Genomic DNA, 23,545 nt, shown 5'->3' with positions numbered 1-23,545 from the left:
AACCCCCGCGAGCGCTACCATCAACTGATGGATTATTAAGCGCCCATCCAGCGCAAAGCGTATAAAAGGGGAACATTATGTGCCTTGCCGTTCCCGGTAAAGTGGTCAAACGCGACGACGACCTAAAGGCGACCGTCGACATGATGGGCATCGAGCGCCCCGTGTCGCTGCGACTTGTGCCGACGGCACAGGTGGGCGACTATGTTCTCGTACACGCCGGCTTTGGCATCCAGATTGTTGACGAGCAGGAAGCCCAGGAGACGCTCGAGCTGGTCAACGCCATGACCGAGCTGGTCGAAGAGGACCAGCTCGCCACCAACCCGGCCGAGGCATACTAGTGGCGGCGGCGCAACCGGTTCACTCCGGTATCGACTTTTCGGCATTTCGCGACCCCAAGCTCGCTCGCGAGCTCATCGACCGCATTCATGAGCTTGTCGGCGACCGCAGCATCAACCTTATGGAAGTCTGCGGCACGCATACCGTGAGCATTGGCCGCTATGGCTTTCGTTCCATTATGCCGGCGGGGCTCAAGCTGTTGAGCGGTCCGGGCTGCCCCGTCTGCGTTACCGCAAACCGCGACATCGACCACGCAATCGCACTCGCCAAGATGGACGGCGCCGTCATCACTACCTTTGGTGACATGATGCGCGTGCCCGGATCGTCCACCTCGCTTGCCGCGCAAAAGGCAGCCGGACGCGACATCCGTATCGTCTACTCGCCGCTCGACGCGCTCGATATCGCCAAACACAACCCCGACCGCCCGGTCATCTTTATGGGCGTGGGCTTTGAGACTACGACGCCCACCATCGCCGCCGCCATCCTGGAGGCCGATGCACGCGGACTCCAGAACTTCTCGGTCTATTGCGCCCACAAGACCACGCCACCGGCGCTGCGCGCGATTGCCAACGACCCCGAGACGACCATCGACGGCTTTATCCTGCCGGGCCATGTCGCCACCATCACAGGGCTTGCACCCTTTGGCTTTTTGGCCGACGTGTTTAAGACCCCGGGCGTGGTTACCGGATTTGAGCCGGTCGATATTCTGCAGGGCATCTGCATGCTAGTGCAGATGGTCGTTGAGGGGCGGCCCGCGATCGACAACGCGTACCGTCGCGGCGTCAATGCGGACGGTAATCCCGTAGCGCGCCAGCTGGTCGAGCAGGTGTTTGAGCCGTGCGATACCACGTGGCGCGGGCTGGGACCGATTGCCGCCTCGGGCCTTTCCATCCGCCCCGAGTTCTCGCGCTTTGACGCCGGCGTTCGCTATGACGTTCCGATCGAGCCGACGGTCGAGCCGCGCGGATGCCGTTGCGGCGACGTGCTGCGCGGGGCAATCGCGCCGAGCGACTGCCCGTTGTTCGGCCACGCCTGCACGCCCGAGCATCCTGTTGGCCCGTGCATGGTGAGCTCGGAAGGCAGCTGCGCGGCACATTATCGTTATCATGACTAGCCCAAACACCCTCGATTGGAGTTTTCGATATGTCCCATAGCGTCACCGATAGCACTGTCCTGCTGGGCCACGGCTCCGGCGGCCAGATGATGAAGCGCATTATCGACGAGGTCTTTCTGGATGCCTTTGGGTCGCCCGAGCTGCTCGAAGGCAACGATGCCGGTGTCGCCGCCCTGCCCGCGAGCGGGCGCATCGCCATGTCGACCGACAGCTTTGTGGTGACGCCGCAGTTCTTCCCCGGCGGAAATATCGGCAGGCTCGCCGTGTGCGGAACCGTCAACGACGTCGCGACCTCGGGCGCCAACGTGCGCTTCCTTTCGTGCGGCTTTATCCTCGAAGAGGGCTATCCTATGGATAAGCTGCGCCAGATTGTGCAGACCATGGCCGAGACGGCGCGCGAGGCGGGCGTCAAAATCATCACCGGCGACACCAAGGTGGTCGAGCGCGGCGGAGCTGACGGCGTCTACATCAACACCGCCGGCGTGGGCGAGGTTCCCGCGGGCGTGACGCTCAGCGGCGCCAGCTGCCAGCCCGGCGACGTCGTCCTGGTCTCGGGCACGCTGGGCGACCACGGCATCGCCATCATGAGCCAGCGCGAGGGCCTGGCGTTCTCGAGCAGCATCGAGAGCGACGCCGCGCCCCTCAACCACCTGATTGCCGACGTGCTGGCCGCCGCCCCCGACACGCGTTGCTTCCGCGACCCCACGCGCGGTGGCCTGGCATCCACGCTCAACGAGTTTGCCCAGGCCAGCGGCGTTGCCATGGAGATTGACGAGGACGCCGTACCCGTGCGCCCCGACGTGCAGGCCGCCTGCGAGATGCTCGGCTACGACGTGCTGCAGGTTGCCAACGAGGGCAAGATGGTCGCCGTGGTGCCAGCCGAGCAGGCCGACGCGGCGCTAGCAGCCATGCGTGCCGCCCGCTACGGCGAGAACGCCGCCATCATCGGTCGCGTGCTGCCGGTCGCCGAAGGTGCTCGTCCCGCCGTGCGTGTGCGCACCGGCTGGGGCTCGACGCGTATCCTCGACATGCTCGTGGGAGAGCAGCTGCCGAGGATTTGCTAGCGGACATGGCGCGCAGCCGCCGCAGTGCAACTCAAGGTTGTTACAGATATTCAGATTCCAGGCACGCCCGACGTGCAGGGCCAGTATCATGGGGTGCGCTTTACAACTCAAACGGCAGGAGCACCCATGGCAGCAGCGTTTTCCCATGTGATTTTTGATCTGGACGGCACCATCCTCAATACGCTCGAGGACCTGGCGGCAGCCGGCAACCATACCTGCGAGATGCACGGCTGGCCCACGTTTGCCGTGGACGAGTACCGCTACAAGGTGGGAAACGGCATGCTCAAACTGGTCGAGCGCTTTATGCCCGCCGAGTACGCGGGCGACGGCCGAATGTTTGAGCAGACGCTTGCCGAGTTTAGGGCTTATTACGGCGAGCACAAGGAGGACCACACCGCGCCCTATGCCGGCACGGTCGAGATGCTCGACCGTCTGCGCGCCGCGGGCGTTGAGCTTGCCGTGCTCACCAACAAGGATCATATTTCGGCGGCCCCGCTTATCGAAAAGTACTTTGGCCCCGATCGTTTTGCACTGGTGCAGGGTCGCGTCGACGCGTTTCCACCCAAGCCCGAGGCGCCCGTCACGCTGCACGTGATGGAGGAGCTGGGCGCCAACCCGACGTCCACGCTCTACGTGGGCGATTCGAATGTCGATGTTCTGACCGGCCACAATGCCGGCCTTAAGAGCGCCGGCGTCACCTGGGGCTTCCGCGGCCGAGCAGAGCTCGAAGCCGCTGGCGCCGACTACGTAGTGGACACCCAGGACGAACTCACTTCGCTGATCTTGGGCGACTAGCGAGCCGCCCACCAATAAGTTGCGGTGAAATAGGGACTGATTGCCGGCCTACTGCCCCCAAACAGTCCCTATTTCACCGCAACTTAGATGGGCACGGGGTAGCTAATTTGGGACGGGGCTCTTTTAGCTGCCCCTCAACAATGGCGACACCACAGGTAGAGGACGGACAGCGAGCGACGTCCAAGCCGAACAAGTTGGCATGAAAAAGGCGAGGCATAGACCTTCTGGTCATGCCTCGCCTTTTGAATGACAAATTGTCGGCTTGGGCGGCGCGCAGCGTCAACTGGTTACGCGGTTCGTAGAACCGCGTAACTCCCCTAGCTCAGCATCGCATCCATCATCTCGGAGTTGACGGAGTCGTCAGCAGACCACTCGCCGTCGTCGTTGCAGGTGTACTTGAAGATAACCGTGGTCTTCCTGGGCTCGGTGGCCTTGGTCACATCGACCATCACCTGGCCGGCCATCTTGTACAGCTCGTCATCGGAAGGAACCGTGTCAAGTGCAGCGACCTTCTCCTGATACTGGGTGGAGAAGTCCTCGACGATCTTGTTCATGGACTTGCAGGTGATGGAGACCTCGGCGGTTGCAACGCCCTTGTCCTCGTCGACCGTCACGTCGCCGATCTCGTAATCAAAGCCCTCGAGATAGGTCTTGGCATACTCCTTGGGATCGATGCCCAGCTGCTCGAACTCGTCGCCCGAAGCCTCTTCCAGACCAGAGAGGAAATCGTCGCCACCGTTTTTGACCTCATCGAACTGAGTCGTAAGGTCCTCGGTGATGAGTTCTTCGATCGAAGGGCCTCCGCAGCCGGAAAGCACGACCACGCATGCAACCAAAACGGCCATGAGGGGCGCAAGCAGCAGCTTCTTTTTCATGTTGTTCCTCCCAATGAGCGGCACCGTGCTTCCCAGACACGGCACACGTTGTGATAGTAAGCACATACTATCCACTTATGAACACCCTCGGCAGCACGAAGGCGCGGTCGGTTCGTTTTAACGTCCGAACGGTCTGCGAGTCCGCTCAGCGTGCAATAAAACGCATCCGTACCGTGCAATAAAAAAGGGTGGCCGGATAATCCGACCACCCTTAGACATTATGCGATGCCGCGATTTACTTGCGGACAACCTTGACGATAGCATCGCCGGCAGCGACGGCGGAGTCGGCCTCGACGGCAAGCTCGACGTCGGCAAACTCGGCAGTGTTGGACACGGCCACGACGACGCAGTCTTTGTAACCGGCAGCGGCGATCTTGGCGCGGTCGATCTTGAGCATGGGCTGGCCGGCCTTGACGACGTCGTCGGCCTTGACGAAGCCCTCGAAGCCGTCGCCGTTCATGTTGACGGTATCGACGCCGACGTGCACCAGAACCTCGATGCCGCTATCGGACTGCAGGCCCACGGCGTGACCCATGGTGACGGTAACCTTGCCGTCGCAGGGAGCGTAGACCAGATCGTCCTCGGGCCACACGGCGCAGCCCTTGCCCAGGACCTCGCCACCAAAGACGGGATCGGGCACGTCGGCCATCTTGATGACCTTGCCCTTGACGGGCGAGCACAGCACGTCGGCGCCGGCAGAAGCAGAGATGGAGGCAGGAGCAGCGGCAGCCGCGGGCTCAGCCTTCTTCTTGAACATGTCAAACAGACCCATACGTTTTCTCCTCTTGATTAAGCGCAACGTAGTGCGCATGCCTATGGTGATTATAGTGCCAATTGGACCAAAAACTAAGGTGGGGAGTCGAATCGAAAACTCTGCCGACGTCTTTGTCCATCGGCGCCCGTTTTGTTGATTAACCCTCGATGAGCCCTAGGTGCACGAAGGCGTTCCAGATGCCGTCGTCGTCGACATTCGTGGTCACGAAATCGGCCGCCGGTCCGGCGTTCGTCAGAACGCCGGAACTCAATCGCCGGAACTCAATTACTCCAAGCCCTCAGCGCCGTTGGACTTGATGATCTTCTGGTATGCGAAGAAGCTGTCCTTGCGGCGGCGCTCGTAGGTGCCGGTGCCGTCGTCGTACTTATCGACGTGGATGAAGCCGTAGCGCTTGCGCATCTCGCCGGTGCCGGCGGACACCAGGTCGATGGGGCCCCACCAGGTGTAGGCGATCAGGTCAACACCATCGGCGACGGCCTCGCCCATGGCCTTGATGTGGCTGCGCAGATAGGCGATGCGGTACGGATCGTGAATGGAGCCATCGTCCTCGACCTCGTCGTAGGCGCCCATGCCGTTCTCGACCACCATCAGCGGAATCTCGTAACGGGCGTAAATCTCGTTGAGGGCGATGCGCAGGCCCAGCGGGTCAATCTGCCAACCCCAGTCGGTGGACTCCAGGTAGGGGTTTTTGCCGCCAAAAGTCATGTTGCCCTCGGTCATCTCGTGGTCCTTGTGGGTGCCCACGGTACCGGACATGTAGTAGCTAAAGGTGTAGAAGTCGACCTTGCCGTCGGCGATATCCTGCAGGTCGCCGTCCTCCATTGCGAGCTCGACGCCGTTCTCGGCCCAGAAGCGCTTGGCATAGAACGGGTACTTGCCGCGCACCTGCACGTCGGAGCAGTACCAGTTCATGGAGTTCATCTGCTGCTGCGTGGCGAACACGTCGACCGGATCGCACGTAGCGGCGTAGGAGAGGATGAAGCAGTCCATGTTGCCCATCTTGAACTGCGGGTAGTGCTCGTGAGCGTAGCGCACGACGCGGCCGCTGGCCACAAACTGATGGTGCAGGGCCTGGTAGCGCTGCTGAGCGGTGGTCTTGATGGCGCTCGCCGGGCCCTCGAAGCCCTGGATCAGACCGGTCTCCATCATGGCGCCCATGTCCATGGTGCCGCAGTTGATCTCGTTGAAGGTCAGCCAGAACTTGACCTTGTCCTGGTAGCGGTCGAAGACGGTCTGGCAGTACTTCTCAAAGAAACCGATGAGCTCGCGGCTTGCCCAGCCGTTGTACTTCTCGACCAGGTGATAGGGCATCTCGTAGTGCGAGAGGGTCACGAGCGGCTCGATGTTGTGGGCGCGCAGGCAGTCGAAAACGCGATCGTAGAAGGCGAGGCCGGCCTCGTTGGGGTGCGCATCGTCGCCGTTGGGGAAGATGCGGCTCCAGGAGATGGACATGCGGAACATGTTGAAGCCCATCTCGGCGAACAGCGCGATATCCTCCTCGTAGTGATGGTAGAAATCGATGCCGTCATGGTTGGGGTAGAAGCGGTTGGGGTCGATGTCAATCGTGATCTGACGCGGCTCCTTGTAGCTGCCGCCCAGGAAGTGGTCGTCGACGGAAGCGCCGCGGCCGTCCACGTTCCAAGCGCCCTCAAACTGGTTGGCGGCAGTGGCGCCGCCCCAATAGAAACCCTCGGGGAACTTGATGTTTGCCATGAGCATCTCCTTTGCATCGTGGGTCGATAAGCCGAGTATCGCCCACGCGGGAGACATGCGGAGGCGGGGGGCGCCAAACCCGACACTTCTTTTCGCAGCGGCGCCCCGCCGCCTGCCCGCCCCTGACACTTCCTGATACCTGTCAAAAAGGGACAGGTTTATTTTGGTCGGTTTTATCTGGGCAAACGCTGACGATAGGCAGCCGGCGTGCAGCCATAGCGCTCGGCAAACTTTTTGTAGAAGAAGCTCATGTTGGCATAGCCCGCCTCGTGCGCTGCGACCTCCGCGATGGCGCCGGCATCGAGCAGCGTCGCCGCGCGCGCTAGGCGGCTCTCTTGCACCAGCTGCATAAACGTGCGGCCCGTCTGACGCTTGAGTAGGGCGCTTGCGTAGTTGGGGCTCAGATGCAGGTGGCGGGCGAGGTCGTCGAGCGCGCAATCGCAGGCGTGACGCTCGATATAGCCCATAGCAGCCGCGACCTGCGCCGATGGCAGCGCGGGCGCGTCCGATCGCAGAAGACCGGCCTCGTAGCTTTGCATGAGCTCGACCAACAGCAGCTCAAACAGCCTCGAGACAATCTGGGGGCTCGCTGGCGTGGGGTCCAGACGCTCGCACAGCATCTCCTGCATGTAGCGGCGCACGCGACGGCTGCCGCCCGTATGGAAATGCACGTGTCCGCGGTGGTCGGTTTCGTCCGTGAGGGCGTTGAGCAGGAACCGCGAGACCGCGCTTGTGGGCGAAAGGCTTTGCTCCAGGCTACGGCGCAGCATTGGCCGCGAGATGATGACGCTCAGCATTATGTCGTGCTCACCGAGCTCGCCAACAGCATGCGGGCAGGCGGCATCGAGCAGGAGGACCTCGTTTTGAGCGAGCATGAGCGGCGCGCCGTTGACGATCTGCGGCGCTCGTCCTCGATAGACATAGCTGATTTCGACATAATCGTGCACGTGTTCCGGCACAGGATTGAAGCGCGAGTTGCGAACAATCGATAGCCCCTCGGGCATGCCTTCTTGGTGCAGAGCGAGCGTTGGGTTGCCAATTTTACGAATGAATCGGCCATCAATATCTGCCTGATTACCTTGACCGAGTGCATCGCTCCAGTCGTAATGGGCGCCCGCGCGATAGGCGCGTTCACTGTCGGTCAGCTCGAGTAGCAGGTTATCCAAGTGCGCGAGCTCCATAGTGCTCCCATCGTTGATTCGGTCATATTCTGCCGTGGTTTTGATATTAGCAGGGCGGCGCGCTCGGCGTACTCTGACTTCAATGGATTTGAAAGGCCGGTTTTGGAGGAGCGTATATGGCGGCGTATTTTGAGCAGGTGCTTGGCGGCACCTACGACAACCACGTGCTTCCGTTCTTGTGGCTCAAGGGCGAGGCGCGCGAGACGATTACCGAGTATCTGGAGCAGATCGCCGGGGCGGACATCCACGAGGTTTGCCTGGAATCGCGCACGCATCCCGATTTCTGTCGCGACGGCTGGTGGTCTGACCTGCGCTTTATCATCGGCGAGTGCAAGCGCCTGGGGTTAAAGATCTGGCTGCTCGACGACGCCCACTTCCCCACAGGCTATGCCAACGGCGCGCTTGCGGGCGATGGCGTCGACCCCGCGCTCAAGAAAACCGTGCTCAAGCATCGCACGATTACGGTTGTTGGTCCCCAACCGTCCACGACTATCAAGCTCGGTAATCTCATGGACCCCACCGAGCGCTTTGTGGGCGTGGCAGCTTTTGATGCCGCTGGTGCGCCGCTCGACCTTGCGCTCGCTGTTGAGCAAGGAGACGATGGAACGCCCGCCCGCTTGCGTTTTGACGCCCCCACCGGCGTCACTACGATCGTGCTGTACGCCACCAGCCAAAAGACCGGCTTTCGCGATGAGTACATCAACATGGTCGACGCCGCCTCGTGCCACGCGCTCATCGACGCCGTCTACGAGCCCACGTTTGAGCATCTGAGCGACGAGTTTGGCAAAACGATCTTGGGCTTTTTCACCGATGAGCCCGGCTTTATGAACGAGAAGGGAACCACGCTCGACGATGCTTCTACCAGCAGTTTTATCGGGCGAGGCGACCTAGCGCTGCCGTGGTCGAACGAGCTTGCCCACCGCCTGCGCGATGCGCTTGGCGAGAATTGGCTTGCTAAGTTGCACGGCCTTTGGACGCGCGAGGCAAACGGCGCCCAGGTTCGCCACGCCTATATGGACCTTGCTACGCAGCTCTACCGCAGCTGCTTTGACGAGCAGATTGGCGGTTGGTGCCGCGCGCACGGCGTCATGCACATTGGCCACGTGATCGAGGACAAGAGTTGTCACACGCGCCTGGGTCAGGGCGCTGGGCACTACTTCCGCGCGGTCGCAGGACAGGACATGGCTGGCGTGGATGTGGTCATCAACCAGCTTGCCCCCGGAATTGACCGCGGGCGCTACAGCTACTTCCACGGCGCATGGAACATGGAGTTCTTTACGTACGCGCTCGCCAAGTTGGGATCTTCGGCAGCGCGCCTCGACCCCAAAAAGCAGGGGCGCTGCATGGCCGAGGTCTTTGGCGCCTTTGGCTGGCACGAGGGCCTGCGCGAGATGAAGTGGATCGCCGACCATATGCTCGTCCGCGGTATTAACTGGTTTACGCCGCACGCGTTTAGCATGGCGCCCTTCCCCGATTGGGACTGCCCGCCGCACTTTTACGCGCACGGCAACAACCCGCAATGGCCGCACTTTGGCCAGCTCATGCGCTATATGAATCGCACGGCGACGCTCCTTTCGGAAGGCGCTGCCGCTCGCCCCGTCGCCATTCTGTACCATGCCGACGCCGAATGGGCCGGCAACGTCATGCCCGTCGAGCGCGTGGCGGCCGAACTCACGCGCGCGCAGATCGACTTTGATTTTGTGCCGGCAGAGGCTTTTGCGAATGAGGAGCGTTACGAGGTTTCGATTGCCGATGGGACGTTTGCCGTTAATGGCTGTCGCTACCAGGCGTTTGTTATGCCCGGGGCTTCGTTTATTGGCGCTGTCACAGCACGTGCCGTCGGGCGCATGATGGCCGCGGGGGTTATGGCGCTTGCCGTCGACGAGGTGCCCGGCGCGCTTTACGACGCGGATGGCGCGGCCGAGCTGAGCGGTCTTGCCGCGACCCCGCTTGCCGATGTGGCGGCTGCGCTCGCACGCGCGGGGCTGCAGACTGTTGTGACCGATACGCCGCAGCCCCGGCTACGCGCGCTTCGCTACGAGCGTGCCGGCGAGACCTACGTCATGTTGGTCAACGAGCACCCACGTGAAAGCATTTGCTGCACGGTTTCGCTTCCGCAAGACAAGTGTCTTTGCGGAACGCGCCTCGACCTGCTGAACAGCACCAAGCCCGTTGCGTTTGACGGCGTGCTGGAGCTGGCGCCTTACGAGAGCTGCGTTGTTGTTCTGGAGGCAAGCGGCGCAATCGAGCCCGCGGACTGCACCGACACGAGCACACGTGCAACGCTCGCCCTCGACATCAGCCACTCCTGGACCGTCGCCCTCTCCCCTGCCGGCAGCGATGGAACCTTTGGCGAGCCGCAAAAGCTCGAGCGCCTGTGCGACCTCACGGCCGAGCAGTTCCCCGGCGTATGTGGTACGTTCCGCTATCGCACGTCGTTCGAGCTGGCCGACGACCTCGCCCACACCGTCATTGACCTAGGGGATGTCTACGAAGTCGCAACGCTCACACTCGACGGACAAACGCTCGGCACGCGCATCTGCCCGCCCTACCGCTTTGCGACAGGCGCGCTTACCGCCGGCGCACACGAGCTCGCCATCGATGTCATCAACACGCTCGACCATGCGACCTCCGACATCTTCGCCCTCACCGAGCCCGTCGCGCCCAGCGGTGTCCTCGGCCCCGTTACCCTTCTCGGGCAAAACCTGCCAAAATAAACCCGTCTCTTTTTGGCAGGTTTGGCGAGTGCGGGAGTTCGAATGGATATCAAACGCAAGATTACCGAGGCGCAGGGCCTAACCCCTACCGAGCAGCAGCTCGGCATCTCGGCCCTTGCCATGGGCGAGGACATCCGCGGACTCTCCATTAAGGAGTTTGCCGCCCGCGCCAATGTTTCGGTCGCAAGCGTGCACCGTTTTTGCAAAAAGCTCGGCCTCGAGGGCTTTAAGGACCTCAAGGTCGAGCTTATCCGCCTGGCGACCGAAGCAGGCAACCGCCGCGACGTGGACATCAACTTTCCCTTCGATGCCACGTCCACGCCCGCGCAGGTTATGGAGCGCATGGAAGGGCTCTACCAGACCACGCTGGCCGAGACGCAGGAGCTGCTCGACCCCGCGCAGCTCGACCACGCCGCCAAACTGATCGCGAAGGCACGGCAGGTCGATATCTACACCGGCTCGCACAACCTCTATCCAGCGGGGATGTTCCGCGACCGCCTACTTTCGTCCGGCAAGAGCGCCACATGCTACAGCAGCACCGAGGCCCAGGTGCGCACGGCGCTCGCCTCGGATTCCGGCAATGTGGCGATCGTCATCTCCTACAGCGGCCTTGCACCCAACCTCAAGGAAATCTTGCCGATCCTCAGCAGCCGACATGTTCCCGTCATTGTCATCGGCACACCTTATTGTGCGCGCCTGCACCCCGGCTTTGCCGCCTACCTCACGGTGAGCGACCACGAGAGCATGACGCACCGCATCACGCAGTTCGCCAGCCACATCGCCGTGCAATACGTGCTCGATTCGCTCTACAGCAGCTACTTTGCCAAAGACTACGCCCGCTGCGCCGAGTTCCTAGAGCGCTCGTTCCCCTACACCCGCCTCTCCGGCCTCAAATAACAATCCGGCCCCACCGCGCCTCCAATCGCCCTCCTAAGTTGCGGTGAAATAGCTCCTGTTTAGGCTCTAAACCAGCACTTTCAGGAACTATTCCACCGCAACTCGTTGGCGCAGGGGCATCGGGCGGACAGCGGGCTTTTACTTGCGAGGCGTCGGCAAAACAAAGAGTCCGTGCTGGTTACAGTAGAGGTACATTCTGCCGCGTCCGGTGATATGAAAACGCGGTTGCACCGATTGCTCTGGATAGAGCTTCTTGAGGCAGATGCCATCCATAGTCGCATATGCCACAAAGCTAATGTAATGATCCTTGGTCATGGGATGGTCGAGCGTGACGTACCAATCGTCCTCGATGCGCTCGATGGAAAAGGCGTGATCCGCGTCCGGCTCTTCGGCCTCCTGGGGAAACATCGTGGAGCCGCAACAGCTAAAGCTGCCTTCTCCGAGCGCGTGCACAACGTTTCCGCAGATAGGGCAAACGTAAAAGATGCCTTTGAGCATATTGCCTGCACGGTTGGCGTTGGCCCGAATGTCACCAGCCAAAAGCTCAGCCACGCTTATGCCGAGTCTCTGGGCCAAAGGCTCAACGAGGGAAATGTCGGGAAGGCCGCGGCCGGACTCCCACTTGCTGACGGCTTTATCGGTCACGCCAAGGCTTTCCGCCAGGGCGCGCTGGGTGAGGCCGCGATCTTCGCGCAGCCGCTTGATGGCATGTGCTGCCAAAAAAGTATGGGGGACATTGCTTTGCGGTGTCTGGTTCATGAGATGTCCGATCAGATTGGAAGAATGGAGCGAACCGGTTCAAGAGCCAGTATCCATTTGAAGACAGCCCTCGACAACCTACGCTGCGTAGACATGCACCGACCAAACGAGCGTGGATTTTCGGACACTCAAATCACGAGCGTGGATAATCTCCCACTTTGAGCCCCCACACAGGCCAAAACCGGGAGATTACCCACGCTCATTTTTGGTGCAAGGGTAGCTAATTTGGGACGGGGCTATTTTGACTGCTTTCACATGTAAAGTAGTCAAAATAGCCCCGTCCCAAATTAGCTACCCAACGACCGCACCGATGTTTTGGCACCGACAGCGAAAACGCCCCTAAGCGAGCAAGGTGCCTTGAAAGAGGAGGGCATAGGCCTTCTGGCCATGCCCGACGATTGAAAGGCAGATTGCCGCTTAGGGGCGTTTGCAGCGTCGAGCCGTTACGCGGTTTGGAAAACCGCGTAACTACTCCCGGGCTCCGTACTGCTCGTAGTAGGCGTCGATGGCGGTCTTGAGCTCGTCGTCGATGACAACCTTGCCGTCGATCTCGTGGTTGTAGAGGGTCTCGACGACCTCGGCCATGGAAACGATGCTCGCGACAGGGAAGCCGTACTTGGCCTCGATCTCCTTCTGCGCGGTAGTCACGCCGCCCTTGCCGACCTCCATGCGGTTGAGGGACACGATGAGGCCCTTGATTTCGACGTCGGCAGCAGCCTTGACCTTGGGATAGGTCTCGTCGATGGACTTGCCGCTGGTGGTAACGTCCTCGACCATGACCACACGGTCGCCGTCCTTGGGCTCATAACCCAGCAGGTTGCCCTTATCGGCACCGTGGTCCTTGGCCTCCTTGCGGTCGCAGCAGTACTTGACCTCCTTGCCGTACAGCTCGTGGTAGGCAATTGCGGTCACGACGGCCAGCGGAATACCCTTGTAGGCCGGTCCAAACAGCACATCAAAGTCGTCGCCAAAGTTATCGTGGATGGCCTGGGCGTAATACTCGCCCAGCTTCTTGAGCTGATAGCCCGTCACGTAAGCGCCGGCGTTCATAAAGAACGGGGACTGACGGCCGCTCTTGAGCGTAAAGCTGCCGAACTTAAGGACGTCGGACTCGACCATAAACTTGATGAACTCTTGCTTGTAAGCCTCCATGCGGGCTCCTCTCGTAATCGCGTACGTGCCTTCCAGTTTAGCGCAGGCGAAGCGTCGATGCGGGCGCGCTTTGGGGCCACGGCATTCCGTAAAGGCTTTGTCAGGGGGAATGGTTTTCCGAACAATGGGGTTGACATGTCAAACCCCCTCATCAAGAATACGGGCGGATTAAAAAGGGGTACGAGATACCCAAAGCGCGCTGCGCTCGGCCTTTAGGAGGTGTGCCATGGAAGGCAGTCCTAGTCGAAAAACCTGCATGTCGCCCTCGGCGCGCCGCGAGGACTCCGCACACACATAAACGCCACCGGCAGATCGCCAAAACCACCGCAAAGGCGCGCTGCACCCTTTGTGGGCTCAAGAGCTTGACGTGAGCGACATCTAGGTTTTTTGAAGCAAATACGACACGTACGCTAACTCCCCTCAACAAGGAGGACCCTATGCTGATGCTCAAAACCGTCACGGTACTCGAAGCCATCTCCAAGCGCCGCCGCACGGCGCGCCCTGCCGCTCATACCGGCCTGTCCAAGAACACCATATTCGCCGCCACCCATAGTGCCGAGGACGCCCTCGTACTGCTTGACGCCACGGCAAACGGCCTCACCGTCGAGCAGGCAACTGAGCGCCTGAACGCCGTCGGCCCCAACACCATCGAGGCAACGACCAAAACGCTCGCCCGCCGCATCGCCGACGCGTTCATCGATCCCTTCGCCGGCATCCTCGCCGCGCTCGCACTGGTCTCGCTCTACATCGACGTGCTCGCCGTGCCCGAACCGCAGCGCGACCCCTCCACGGTCATCGTCATCGGCACCATGCTGCTGGTATCGGGCGGCATGAAGTTTATTCAGGAAGCCCGCAGCGGCAATGCGGCCGAGGCCCTCAAGGACCTGGTCTCCAACACTTGCACCGCCCTGCGCGACGGCGAGCGCATCGAGATCCCCTTCGACGAGCTCGTCCCCGGCGATGTAATCCGTCTCTCTGCCGGCGATATGGTGCCGGCAGATGCCCGCATCATCACCGCGCGCGACCTGTTTGTCATCGAGTCCGCACTCACCGGCGAGAGCGAGGCCGTCGAGAAGACCACCGCCGTCACCGTCGTCGAGGGCGCCGACGGCTCCGCACTGCCACTCTCTGCCTGCAAGAACATCGTCTTTACCGGCACCTCCGTGCAAAACGGCGCCGCCATGGCGCTTGTCGTTGCCACCGGCTCGGACACCTACCTGGGCGGCATCGCCAAGATGCTCAACGGGCGCGGCGAAAAGAGCGCGTTTGACCGCGGCGTCTCGAGCGTCTCCATGCTGCTGGTGCGCCTGATGCTCGTTATGGCGCCGGCCGTCTTTGCCATCAACGCCGCCACCAAGGGCAACGTCATCGACGCGCTGCTGTTCGCCACGAGCGTGGCCGTGGGCATCACGCCGCAGATGCTTCCCGTCATCGTGACCACGAGCCTGTCGCAGGGCGCCAAGGACCTCACCCGTCGCCAGGTTATCGTCAAGGAGCTGCCGGCGATTCAAAACCTCGGAGCGATGGACGTCCTGTGCTGCGACAAGACCGGCACCCTCACCGAAGACCGCATCGTGCTCGAGCGCTACCTCAACACCGATGGCAACGAGGACGCGCGCGTGCTGCGCCATGCGTTTTTGAACAGCTTCTTCCAGACCGGCCTCAAAAATCTTATCGACCTGGCCGTAATCGACCGCGCCGATGTGACGCCCTCGACCGTCGCACCCGATTCCATGCTGGGCCAGAGCCTGCGCGACCGCTACACCAAGGTCGACGAGGTTCCCTTCGATTTCTCGCGCCGTCGCCTGAGCGTAGTTGTCGCCGACGCCCAAGGCAAAACCCAGATGGTTACCAAGGGCGCTGCCGAGGAAATGCTCGAGATCTGCTCCTTTGTCGAGATCGATGGCATCGCTCAGCCGCTCACCGACGAGAAGCTCGCCCAGATTCGCAAGCAGATCGCCGGACTTAACGCCGAGGGCCTACGCGTAATTGCCGTGGCGCAGAAGACCAATCCGCGCTGCGTGGGCGAGTTTGGCATCGCCGACGAGTGCGACATGGTGCTGATGGGCTTTTTGGCCTTCCTCGATCCGCCCAAAGCAAGTGCCGCGGGCGCCGTCGCCACCCTCGAGGCCAAGGGCGTGGCGGTCAAGATCCTAACCGGCGACAACGACCGCGTCGCCGCCACCGTCTGCGAGCAGATTGGTATCGATGCGAGCAGCGTCTTGCTCGGCTCCGAGATCGATGCGCTCGATGACGCCGAGCTTGCCGAGCGCGCCGAGAAAACCCACCTCTTCGCCAAGCTCTCGCCGCTGCAGAAGGCGCGCCTGGTACGTGTCATGCGCGAGATGCTCGGCCACACCGTGGGCTTTATGGGCGACGGCATCAACGACGCCGCCGCCATGCGTGCGAGCGATTGCGGCATCTCGGTCGATTCGGCCGTCGATATTGCCAAGGAATCCGCCGATATCATCTTGCTTCAGAAGGACCTGGGCGTGCTCGAGCGCGGCATCATCGAAGGCCGCCGCACCTACGGCAACCTGCTCAAGTACCTCAAGACCACGGTGAGCTCCAACTTTGGCAACGTGCTGTCCGTGACCGTCGCGAGCTTGTTCTTGCCGTTTTTGCCTATGAGCGCTCTGCAGCTGGTGCTGCTATCGCTCGTCTACGAGATCGTGTGCATCGCGCTGCCGTGGGACACCGTCGATGACGCCTGGACTGCCCGCCCGCGTGCTTGGGATGCCGCGTCCATCAAGGGCTTTATGCTCGAGCTGGGCCCCGTGAGTTCGCTGTTTGACATCGTGACCTTCGCCGCGCTCTTCTTTGTGGTGTGCCCTGCCACCGTAGGCGCAAGCTGGTCCGAGCTCGCCGGGACGGGCAACGTCGCGGGCATAGCGACCTTTGCTGCGCTCTTCCAAAGCGGCTGGTTTGTCGAGTCCATGTGGTCGCAGACGCTTGTGATCCACATGCTGCGCTCCCCGCGCCTGCCGAGCCCGCGCGACCACGCCGCGCCCGCGCTGTGCGCGCTCACCGTGCTAGGCCTGGCGCTTGTCACCTGGCTGCCGGCAAGCCCCATCGCCGATGCACTCGGCCTCATGACGCTGCCCACAAGCTTTTTCGCGCTGCTCATCGGCATCGTCACCGCCTACATCGCGCTCACCCAGCTGGCAAAACGCCGCTACATCGCCCGCCACGGCGAACTGCTGTAGCAAGCAGGCGAAAAACACCCTGCCAGCCGCCATTACCGCTACCACAGCTGCCGACGCCGCTGCCGTTGCCTCTGTCGCCGCCGCAGTCTATCCCCTCAGCAGTTGCGGTGAAATAGTTCCTGTTTAAGGTCCCGCGACTTTAATTTAGGGACTATTCCACCGCAACATATTGGAGGATTAGCTAGTCCTTGGGTGTCCAGGACCAGAAGAAGTTGATAAGGGCCACGCGCGAGGCGGTGCCGGTCTTTTTGTTGATCGAGGAAATGTGACGGTAGAGCGTGGAGCGCGAAAGGAAAAGCGTTGCGGCGATGTCCTGAACGCTCTGGTCCGAAACGACCAAGGCCTCAAGAATATCGCGCTCGCGCTCTGTAAGCTCAAAGGTGGCGACGAAGGCATCGAGGCGTTCATCGGACGTGAGCTCCGCTGCCTCCACGGGCTCGGAGTCGGAGCATGTGGGCGCAAGATCCCCACCAAGATCATCAGTGGCAAGCGGCAGGCCGTCCTGCATCACGACATCATCGGCCCGTTGCCCCAACTGCCCCAGCAGCGTAATCGCAATACCCACAAACATCACGAGCGCCGCGCCGACTGCCACCAGCACGTTTTGACTCGAGATGATCGCCACCGCCGGCGCCGTCACGAGCATCGAGCACACGTTGTTGACGACGCGACCCATGCACGGCCAAAAATATGACCAGCGCGCATAGAGTGAGATGGCGGCGAATTTTGTGGTAAAGAACACCACAAAGAAGCCCGAGCCCAGATAAAAGATGATCGTGGCAGCAAGCTCGTTGCCGCCATTGCCATCGATGATGAGCACAAAGAACGAAAGCGTGGACAGCATGGCGACACATGTCATGCCGATATTCATATACGAGCGGTCGTGCAGGTCAAATAGTGCGCCGGCGGCCAACGAGCTCACGACAAGCAGCAGGCGCGGCCAGTCACCCAAATCAACGGCTCCGGTAGCATACAGGGTTGTGAGGCCCGCGTTGAGAGCGGCGAATACGCCGGAAAGATACGCTGTCGCCACGGTCAGGCGAACTACGGTGCGGCGAAATGCCGCCTTTGCCTCGGGATCGTCATGCCATTTGGCGCCATATTCCAGAGCATCTACCGAAAGCCCGGCAGCACTGGGTTCGAAGTTGGGATCGGACTCGTCGCGCAGCTTGGCGCGTCGGACACCGTGGAGCAACGCTACCTGCGCGATCGCACAGATGACCAGAACAGCCTGCTGAGGAATACCAACAGGCATCGCCATGTGGTTGAACACCTGTACCAGAACGCCCATGGCATAGGAAAGTGCTGCGGCGCGCGCCAAGCAGGGCGTCCGCGCAAAGCGTCGCGCAAAGTTTGCGTGGGCAGTCGATCCGCAGTAGCCCAGGGCGCAGCACGCCACCAGGCCGCCGGCAATTACCACCTCAAACCGCACTGCCATAATCATCAGCAGCAACGCCGATACCAAAAGCACGCCTGTAATATCGCTCGTCGCATCGATCGTCTGGGGACGGCGATAGTACAGAAATGGGCGCACGAAAAAGCCAATCACGCTCGCGCCGACAACGATGCTCTCGTAGATGACGACCTCACTCGATGGCACGAACTCGGCTATGCGCACATCAAAAAGATACTCGCACGCCAAAAACGTGAAGAAGAACAGCGCCAGGCATATAATCTCCCGAATGCCCCGACGCAGATATGCGGTTGTGTCTCCCATGCCCCTCACGGTTAACCCCCGGCCGCTTAATTGGTCTGGAATCTATTTTAATAAAGAATCAATCTCAATATCAAAACCAAGCTCGAAATGCTGCTAATTCGACCCCAGTCGTCCACATCACGCCGAGATTTTGAGCCGCATGGCCCAGAAGGGGCACGCGCGACCTCTAGCTCGGCAAGGAGTGTTTTCAACTGCGCTCATTTAAGTACGTCCCCAATGAGTAAAACCACCCCCATTTCCCGTGCTAAGGAAATAGGGGCGGTTCACGCCGGCCTTTATCTTTTTCGACAGCCTTGTTTGGCTCGCGCTACACCAGGCGCATGGCCTCCTGGACAGTACCGTAAAGGTTGGCGTCGTTGCCGAGCTCGGCCACCTTTATCTGCGGCACAGGAATGCCAGCAAGGGTCCCTTCGTAACTCGCGAGGGCCAGCGGCATCTGCGCACGCAGGGCATCGACGAGCTCGGGATGGCACGAGATGCCGCCTGCGATCACAAAGACCTCGGGGTCGAGCACGGCCTGCAGGTTGATGAGCTGTCCGTCAAATGCGCGAGCGTAGCGGTCGAGCGCGCGCTGCGCCGCTATGTCGCCATCCGCGATCCACTCAAAGACGCGGCGGCCGTCCACCGGAGAATCCGCAGGCAGGCCCTTCTCGGCAACGGCGGCATCGCGGAGCGCGCGCCAACCGCCCGAGCCCGCAAAGGAGTTTTCCATGCTCGCGGCAGTCGTGACATCGTTGCGCAAGAAGCTGAACTCGCCTGCAAAGCAGTGCGCGCCGCGCAGGACCTTGCCGTCGATGACGATACCGCCGCCGATGCCCGTGCCAATAGCGAGTACCACGCCAAAACGCGTCCCGCGCAGGGCGCCAGCCGCATACTCACCGAGTGCACAGCACTTACCGTCGTTATTGACGGCAACCGGCACCCCCAGCGCCTCGCGCATGAGCTTTCCCAGTGGGCAGCCGTCCATAAACGTGAGCGCACCGCCGCGATGGATCGTTCCCGTGACATCTCCCTCGTAAATACCGCCGGGTGCGCTCACGCCTACGGCGTTCACGCGCTCGCGGTACGGCTCGACGAGCCCGATCAACGCCGAAACGGTCTCCTCAGCCGTGGTAAAGCCCGTCGGCAGGCTCCCGCGCTCGCGGATGGAAAAATCCTCGCCCAGCACAGCCCATTTAACGGCCGTACCGCCCACATCGATTCCAAAGAACTCCTGCATATTCGCCCCTCACGTGCCATAGCCCCGAACGCGCATCGCCGCGACCACCACAGGGGCTGCCCTTATGATGGTCGTGCAGCAAATCGCGCCCGGAGCCGATTATCTCTATTATTACGCCTCTACTTTAGTCAGACGAAGCAACATATACTGCTTACTAGGGAGGTCGATGCGGAACTTGCCCTCAAAGGTTCCGGGAAGCTCTTCCTCCGTCATGTCCCATGTGTCCACGACATTCACCTTGTAACGAGCGCCCGCCTCGCCCTCAAACTCACGATACGCCGGACGGTTGAACCCAAAGTACATAAGGACATCGGCAGTCCCGTGGCCATGATCGTTGGACATACAGGTGACATCCCAGGTAAACGTACCGTCAAGGATGCCGACCTCATCGGGCACCCAGTCAAAATCGGCCGGCAGCGCCTCCATGTAGCGACGGCAAAAGCCAATGCGATCGGGCGAATCGCCGTAGAGCTTGCCGCCGTGCGCCCACCACAGCTTGGGTCCGCGGTCGACGTAGGTCTCACCGTGGGTCACATAACCGCCACGCAAACTGCCCTCCCAAAAACGACGTACGAGTTCCTGAGCGGTCAGGTTACCCCAGCCCCAGTTGATGTTGCCCTCATAGCCGACCTCGTCGATCAAAACCGGCTTGCTATACTGCGCGCGCAGCATGGTGACGTCCTCGGCTGTGTTCTTGAGGTCGCACCTCTGGTAGCTCACGTGCGTAATCCACGGATGACTGTGGTCAAAGATCTCACGGCAATTGTGGATACTGCGCAGATGACCATACGGGTCGTTCGCCATGATGATACGGGCATAGCGGTCCCAGTCCTCGGCCGGCTTCCACGGCATAAGGTCCCACTCATTGGCAAGGCTCCACCAAATGTTCTTGTATGCCGAGAAGCGACGAGCGACATACGTCAGGTAGAAAATATCCTCCTCGCGCGTCATACGAGAGAAGCCCCAGTCCTCGGGCTTGTCATACGGATGCAAAACGATGAGATCCGCCTGGATGCCCAGCTCGTCAAGCTGCTCGATGCGGTGCTCGAGGTTTTCCCAAAACGGCTCATAGAAGCGAAAATGGTCAAAGCTGCCCTTCTCGCCCTCGTAAGCATACATCGCCGGATCCTCGACGTTATAGTCGTAAAACTTGGGGAAGACGCACATGCGGATTTTGTTAAAGGGCGCTGTGGCGAGCGTCTGAAGCGTCTGCTCCTGCAGCTCGGCATCTTGATTGGTCCACGCATAGCAAGTGGTGCCGAAGGGCAGGTAGCGTGTGCCGTCCTCGTACGCAAAATTGAAATCCTCGTCAGTAATGAACGGAGCTCCGTGGGCGAGCACATCCTTTGCCAGCAGCACGCGACCATGATTGGCGCCCGTGGCGGGCACGGCCTCAAAAGAGCCGGCGGCACCATCGAGCTCGGGGTCATTGGAACTCACCACGTAGTTCCAGACGCCGGCACTCTCAGGCATAAAGTTGATTCCATAGTTGCCGTCACCCTTGTAGAAGCCACGGACCTCAAAGCTGTCCATGCCGTCCGCTCGATCGAAGTGTGCCGACAGCTCGACTTCGACATAGGGATTGCCGGCCGCAGTGCCCGCGAGCTCGAGCTTAAACACCTTGTACTGCTCGACGATAGTCATGATAACGCCTCCAAGTTAAGCGATTGAATAGTCGGAGTCCGTCGGGCAACACGAACGCAGCCCGACGGAATGAAAGAGAGTGGCGGATTACTTGGCGCTCTTGATGAGCATGATGGACACATAGCCCACGGCGATGAGCACGATGGAGATCGGGAACGCCGTGAAGTAGGAACCGGTGGCGACAACGATTGCCGAGGTCACGATGGGACCGAGGATCTGACCGATGGTGTTGGCGATATTGAGGATGCCCAGGTCCTTGCCGGCGTTCTCCTTATCGGGCAGGACGTCGACATTGAGCGCCTGGTCCACGGAAGAGTAGATACCGTAGCCAAGTCCGGCGAGCAGAGCAAATCCGTACATGCCGATAACGGACTTAAGTAGCCAGGGCAGGGCGATACCGATACACATCATGATCGTTGCGACGAGGATGATGGGCTTGCGGCGGCCGATCTTGTCGGAGATGGCGCCCGAGGTGAGCGAGGCGACAAGCGACACGACCATGATCACGACGGACATACTCGAAAGGACCGCGCCGGCTTCTGCCACTGGAAGACCGATGTACTTCTCGAGGATGTATAGCTGATAGCCGTTGATGCAGAAGTAACCGAAGATGAGGAGAAGGCGGCCAAAGAGTGCCAGGTAGAAGTCGCGGCAGTTCTTGGTGGGCGGAACGAACATGAGCAGCAGCGACTTGAGGTTGAGCTTCTCGGACTGCTCGCCCTCGTCAAGAGCGGCAGACTTCTCGCGCGGCCAAATGATGACGGCGAGGATACCGGTCAGCAACCAAGAGACCGTGCCGATGATAAAGCCAGGAACTGGGTTGGAGAGGAACTGCGTACCGATGATGGTGCCAATCGACTGGCCGGCCGTTGCGCCGCCGCCATAGAAAGCGGAGAGCGTGCCGCGCTTGTTAAGCGGGATGCGGTCGGAAAGCACGGCAACAGCAGGGGCAAGCATGCAGTTAAGACCAATCTGCAGCACGCACCAGGAGGCGACGATCATGGGAAGTGTGGTCGCGACCGAAGTGCTCCAGAAGGCGCAGCCGCAGATAAAGCCGCCGAGAACGATAAACGGCGTGCGCTTGCCAAAGCGGCTGTGGCAGTGGTCGGAAAGCGCGCCGAAAACGAGATTTGAGAACAGGGCGAAGATCGAACCGACCGAGTTCATCGCCGCGAGAATTGCCTCGGGCTGGCCAATATTAAGGCCGTTAAAACGCTCGGGGAACAAGACGTTGGAGCCGATCGTGCCCGACATCATCCACATGATTCCGAAGATGATAAAGCCGATCATAAAGCGCCATGTCTCGGTTTTGGTCATGGGCTTTCCGGTATCGGGGGCGATGGCGTTCTCGTCAATCGCCGCGGCGGTTTGATTTGCCATGGAATAGATCCTCTCTGTGATGGAATGCGCGAGGGCGCTCGTGCACCAAGGGTCAAGGGGTCAAACCCGCTGGATGCGGCGGCCGTGGAATGGGGTACGGCTGCTCGCGAGCGTCTGTTGAGTTGTTACTTACTAACTAGTAAGTAACTCCACGACCTGTATAGTACGCTTACTAAGTACTTAGTAACCTATAAGAGCGGTAAACGGTTGTTTTGAACCGCTGAACGGCTGAGGTAAGCTATGGGGGTATACAAAAGGCATTTGGCGGCAATACTCGAGCCGCCCTAAATAAGGCAGCGCGATTTATATGGACACTCAGAAAACTCCCACACCCGCGGCAAAGAAACGCAGCGCTGCGGCGCAGGAACGCCTTGACCAGATTGTTTCGGCGGCCGTGCGGCTTATCAACGCGCGCGGCTTTAACGGCATGTCGCTCCAGGCGGTAGCCGACGAGGTGGGCATCACCCAGGCGGGCGTGCTGCACTACGTGGGCAGCAAGCACGGGCTTTTGGTCGAGGTGATCCGTCGCTATTACGATCGCAGCTCAACCTTAGACGACTATCTCTCCCTCTTTCATCCTGGCGGGGCATTTGAGGGCCAGAGCCCCAAGATTCCCGAATACTGCCGTCTGCTCGTGGCGGAGAACAACAGTCAGCCCGAGCTCGTCATGCTCTTCCAGATGCTCAATACCGAGGCCATGAGCACGGAGAGCCCCCTGCACGAGTATTTCAACGACCGCTCGCGCGGAGTTATCGAGCCCGAGCCCGATGTTAACTGGAGCGTTCCCGAGGGAATCGACGCCACCGAAGCCATCTCGTGCGCGCTGGCGGCGATGTACGGATTGGAAGGCCGTTGGGTGGCGCGACCCGACGAGATCGACTATCCCGCCGAGTGGTCTAAGTTCGAGGACATCCTCTTTCCCCTTCCCCTCTGGGAGGGCTACCGTTAAGAGCGGCGGTATGCAATCGCCATTACCAACCGCAACGGCTGTGTCGATACAA

At 60.7% G+C, this 23,545-nt stretch carries 18 protein-coding genes; 8 read left to right on the top strand and 10 right to left on the bottom strand.

Annotated elements, in window-relative coordinates:
- Nucleotides 1-77: 77 nt before the first annotated feature.
- The 4 genes from AB5750_RS05135 to AB5750_RS05120 all read left to right on the top strand — a co-directional run bounded on the left by AB5750_RS05135 (nt 78) and on the right by AB5750_RS05120 (nt 3,309).
- On the top strand, nt 78-338 hold the full coding sequence (locus tag AB5750_RS05135; protein WP_368145628.1) for a HypC/HybG/HupF family hydrogenase formation chaperone: 261 nt from the start codon (nt 78-80) through the stop codon (nt 336-338).
- Complete coding sequence (gene hypD, locus AB5750_RS05130) at nt 338-1,450, top strand: hydrogenase formation protein HypD (protein ID WP_368145627.1); 1,113 nt, start codon at nt 338-340, stop codon at nt 1,448-1,450. The genes AB5750_RS05135 and hypD overlap by 1 nt, the downstream gene beginning before the upstream one ends.
- 29 nt (nt 1,451-1,479) lie before the next feature.
- A complete protein-coding gene (hypE, locus tag AB5750_RS05125; RefSeq protein WP_195192682.1) occupies nt 1,480-2,514 on the top strand; it encodes a hydrogenase expression/formation protein HypE in 1,035 nt (344 codons plus the stop codon).
- A 126-nt stretch (nt 2,515-2,640) separates the two neighbouring features.
- Nucleotides 2,641-3,309, top strand: coding sequence for an HAD family hydrolase (locus AB5750_RS05120; RefSeq protein ID WP_368145626.1), 669 nt, complete (start codon nt 2,641-2,643; stop codon nt 3,307-3,309).
- Nucleotides 3,310-3,626: 317 nt separating this feature from the next.
- Here AB5750_RS05120 and AB5750_RS05115 read toward each other — a convergent pair whose 3' ends face one another.
- The 4 genes from AB5750_RS05115 to AB5750_RS05100 all read right to left on the bottom strand — a co-directional run bounded on the left by AB5750_RS05115 (nt 3,627) and on the right by AB5750_RS05100 (nt 7,853).
- Nucleotides 3,627-4,184, bottom strand: a complete 558-nt coding sequence (locus tag AB5750_RS05115) for a hypothetical protein (RefSeq protein ID WP_055310036.1) — start codon at nt 4,182-4,184, stop codon at nt 3,627-3,629.
- 235 nt (nt 4,185-4,419) lie between these two features.
- On the bottom strand, nt 4,420-4,956 hold the full coding sequence (locus AB5750_RS05110; protein ID WP_055310775.1) for a PTS sugar transporter subunit IIA: 537 nt from the start codon (nt 4,954-4,956) through the stop codon (nt 4,420-4,422).
- Nucleotides 4,957-5,223: 267 nt separating this feature from the next.
- Nucleotides 5,224-6,672, bottom strand: coding sequence for a glycoside hydrolase family 1 protein (locus AB5750_RS05105; protein ID WP_368145625.1), 1,449 nt, complete (start codon nt 6,670-6,672; stop codon nt 5,224-5,226).
- 173 nt (nt 6,673-6,845) lie between these two features.
- A complete protein-coding gene (locus tag AB5750_RS05100) occupies nt 6,846-7,853 on the bottom strand; it encodes an AraC family transcriptional regulator (RefSeq protein WP_368145624.1) in 1,008 nt (335 codons plus the stop codon).
- Nucleotides 7,854-7,969: 116 nt separating this feature from the next.
- Here AB5750_RS05100 and AB5750_RS05095 point away from each other — a divergent pair, with 116 nt between their 5' ends.
- Together AB5750_RS05095 and AB5750_RS05090 are read left to right on the top strand one after the other, a co-directional pair.
- Nucleotides 7,970-10,570: a glycosyl hydrolase family 2 protein gene (locus AB5750_RS05095; RefSeq protein WP_368145623.1), complete on the top strand. Its 2,601-nt coding sequence runs from the start codon at nt 7,970-7,972 to the stop codon at nt 10,568-10,570.
- A gap of 42 nt (nt 10,571-10,612) precedes the next feature.
- Nucleotides 10,613-11,467, top strand: coding sequence for a MurR/RpiR family transcriptional regulator (locus tag AB5750_RS05090; protein WP_368145622.1), 855 nt, complete (start codon nt 10,613-10,615; stop codon nt 11,465-11,467).
- A gap of 138 nt (nt 11,468-11,605) precedes the next feature.
- Here the strand turns inward: AB5750_RS05090 and AB5750_RS05085 are convergent, their stop codons facing one another.
- Both AB5750_RS05085 and pyrE read right to left on the bottom strand, forming a co-directional pair.
- Nucleotides 11,606-12,226, bottom strand: coding sequence for a helix-turn-helix domain-containing protein (locus AB5750_RS05085; protein WP_195363482.1), 621 nt, complete (start codon nt 12,224-12,226; stop codon nt 11,606-11,608).
- 468 nt (nt 12,227-12,694) lie between these two features.
- Entirely contained in the window at nt 12,695-13,378 is a 684-nt protein-coding gene (gene pyrE, locus AB5750_RS05080) for an orotate phosphoribosyltransferase (protein ID WP_117848347.1), read from the bottom strand.
- A gap of 437 nt (nt 13,379-13,815) precedes the next feature.
- Here pyrE and mgtA point away from each other — a divergent pair, with 437 nt between their 5' ends.
- The gene (mgtA, locus tag AB5750_RS05075; protein ID WP_368145621.1) at nt 13,816-16,584 is read left to right on the top strand and encodes a magnesium-translocating P-type ATPase; all 2,769 of its coding nucleotides are present in this window, start codon (nt 13,816-13,818) and stop codon (nt 16,582-16,584) included.
- Between the two features lie 181 nt (nt 16,585-16,765).
- On the opposite strand, the gene AB5750_RS05070 is transcribed toward mgtA, so the two are convergent.
- The 4 genes from AB5750_RS05070 to AB5750_RS05055 form a co-directional block, all read right to left on the bottom strand.
- On the bottom strand, nt 16,766-18,301 hold the full coding sequence (locus AB5750_RS05070) for a helix-turn-helix transcriptional regulator (RefSeq protein WP_368145620.1): 1,536 nt from the start codon (nt 18,299-18,301) through the stop codon (nt 16,766-16,768).
- A gap of 307 nt (nt 18,302-18,608) precedes the next feature.
- A complete protein-coding gene (locus tag AB5750_RS05065) occupies nt 18,609-19,520 on the bottom strand; it encodes an ROK family protein (protein ID WP_161160607.1) in 912 nt (303 codons plus the stop codon).
- Between the two features lie 111 nt (nt 19,521-19,631).
- Nucleotides 19,632-21,164: a DUF5605 domain-containing protein gene (locus AB5750_RS05060; RefSeq protein WP_368145619.1), complete on the bottom strand. Its 1,533-nt coding sequence runs from the start codon at nt 21,162-21,164 to the stop codon at nt 19,632-19,634.
- Between the two features lie 87 nt (nt 21,165-21,251).
- Nucleotides 21,252-22,544, bottom strand: coding sequence for an MFS transporter (locus AB5750_RS05055; RefSeq protein WP_368145618.1), 1,293 nt, complete (start codon nt 22,542-22,544; stop codon nt 21,252-21,254).
- A 307-nt stretch (nt 22,545-22,851) separates the two neighbouring features.
- Between AB5750_RS05055 and AB5750_RS05050 the strand changes: the two genes are divergently transcribed.
- Entirely contained in the window at nt 22,852-23,493 is a 642-nt protein-coding gene (locus tag AB5750_RS05050) for a TetR/AcrR family transcriptional regulator (protein ID WP_368145617.1), read from the top strand.
- Nucleotides 23,494-23,545: the final 52 nt, after the last annotated feature.

This window comes from Collinsella aerofaciens (assembly GCF_040926185.1).
Lineage (GTDB): Bacteria > Actinomycetota > Coriobacteriia > Coriobacteriales > Coriobacteriaceae > Collinsella > Collinsella aerofaciens_BC.
This window is presented reverse-complemented; position numbering and strand designations above follow the sequence as displayed.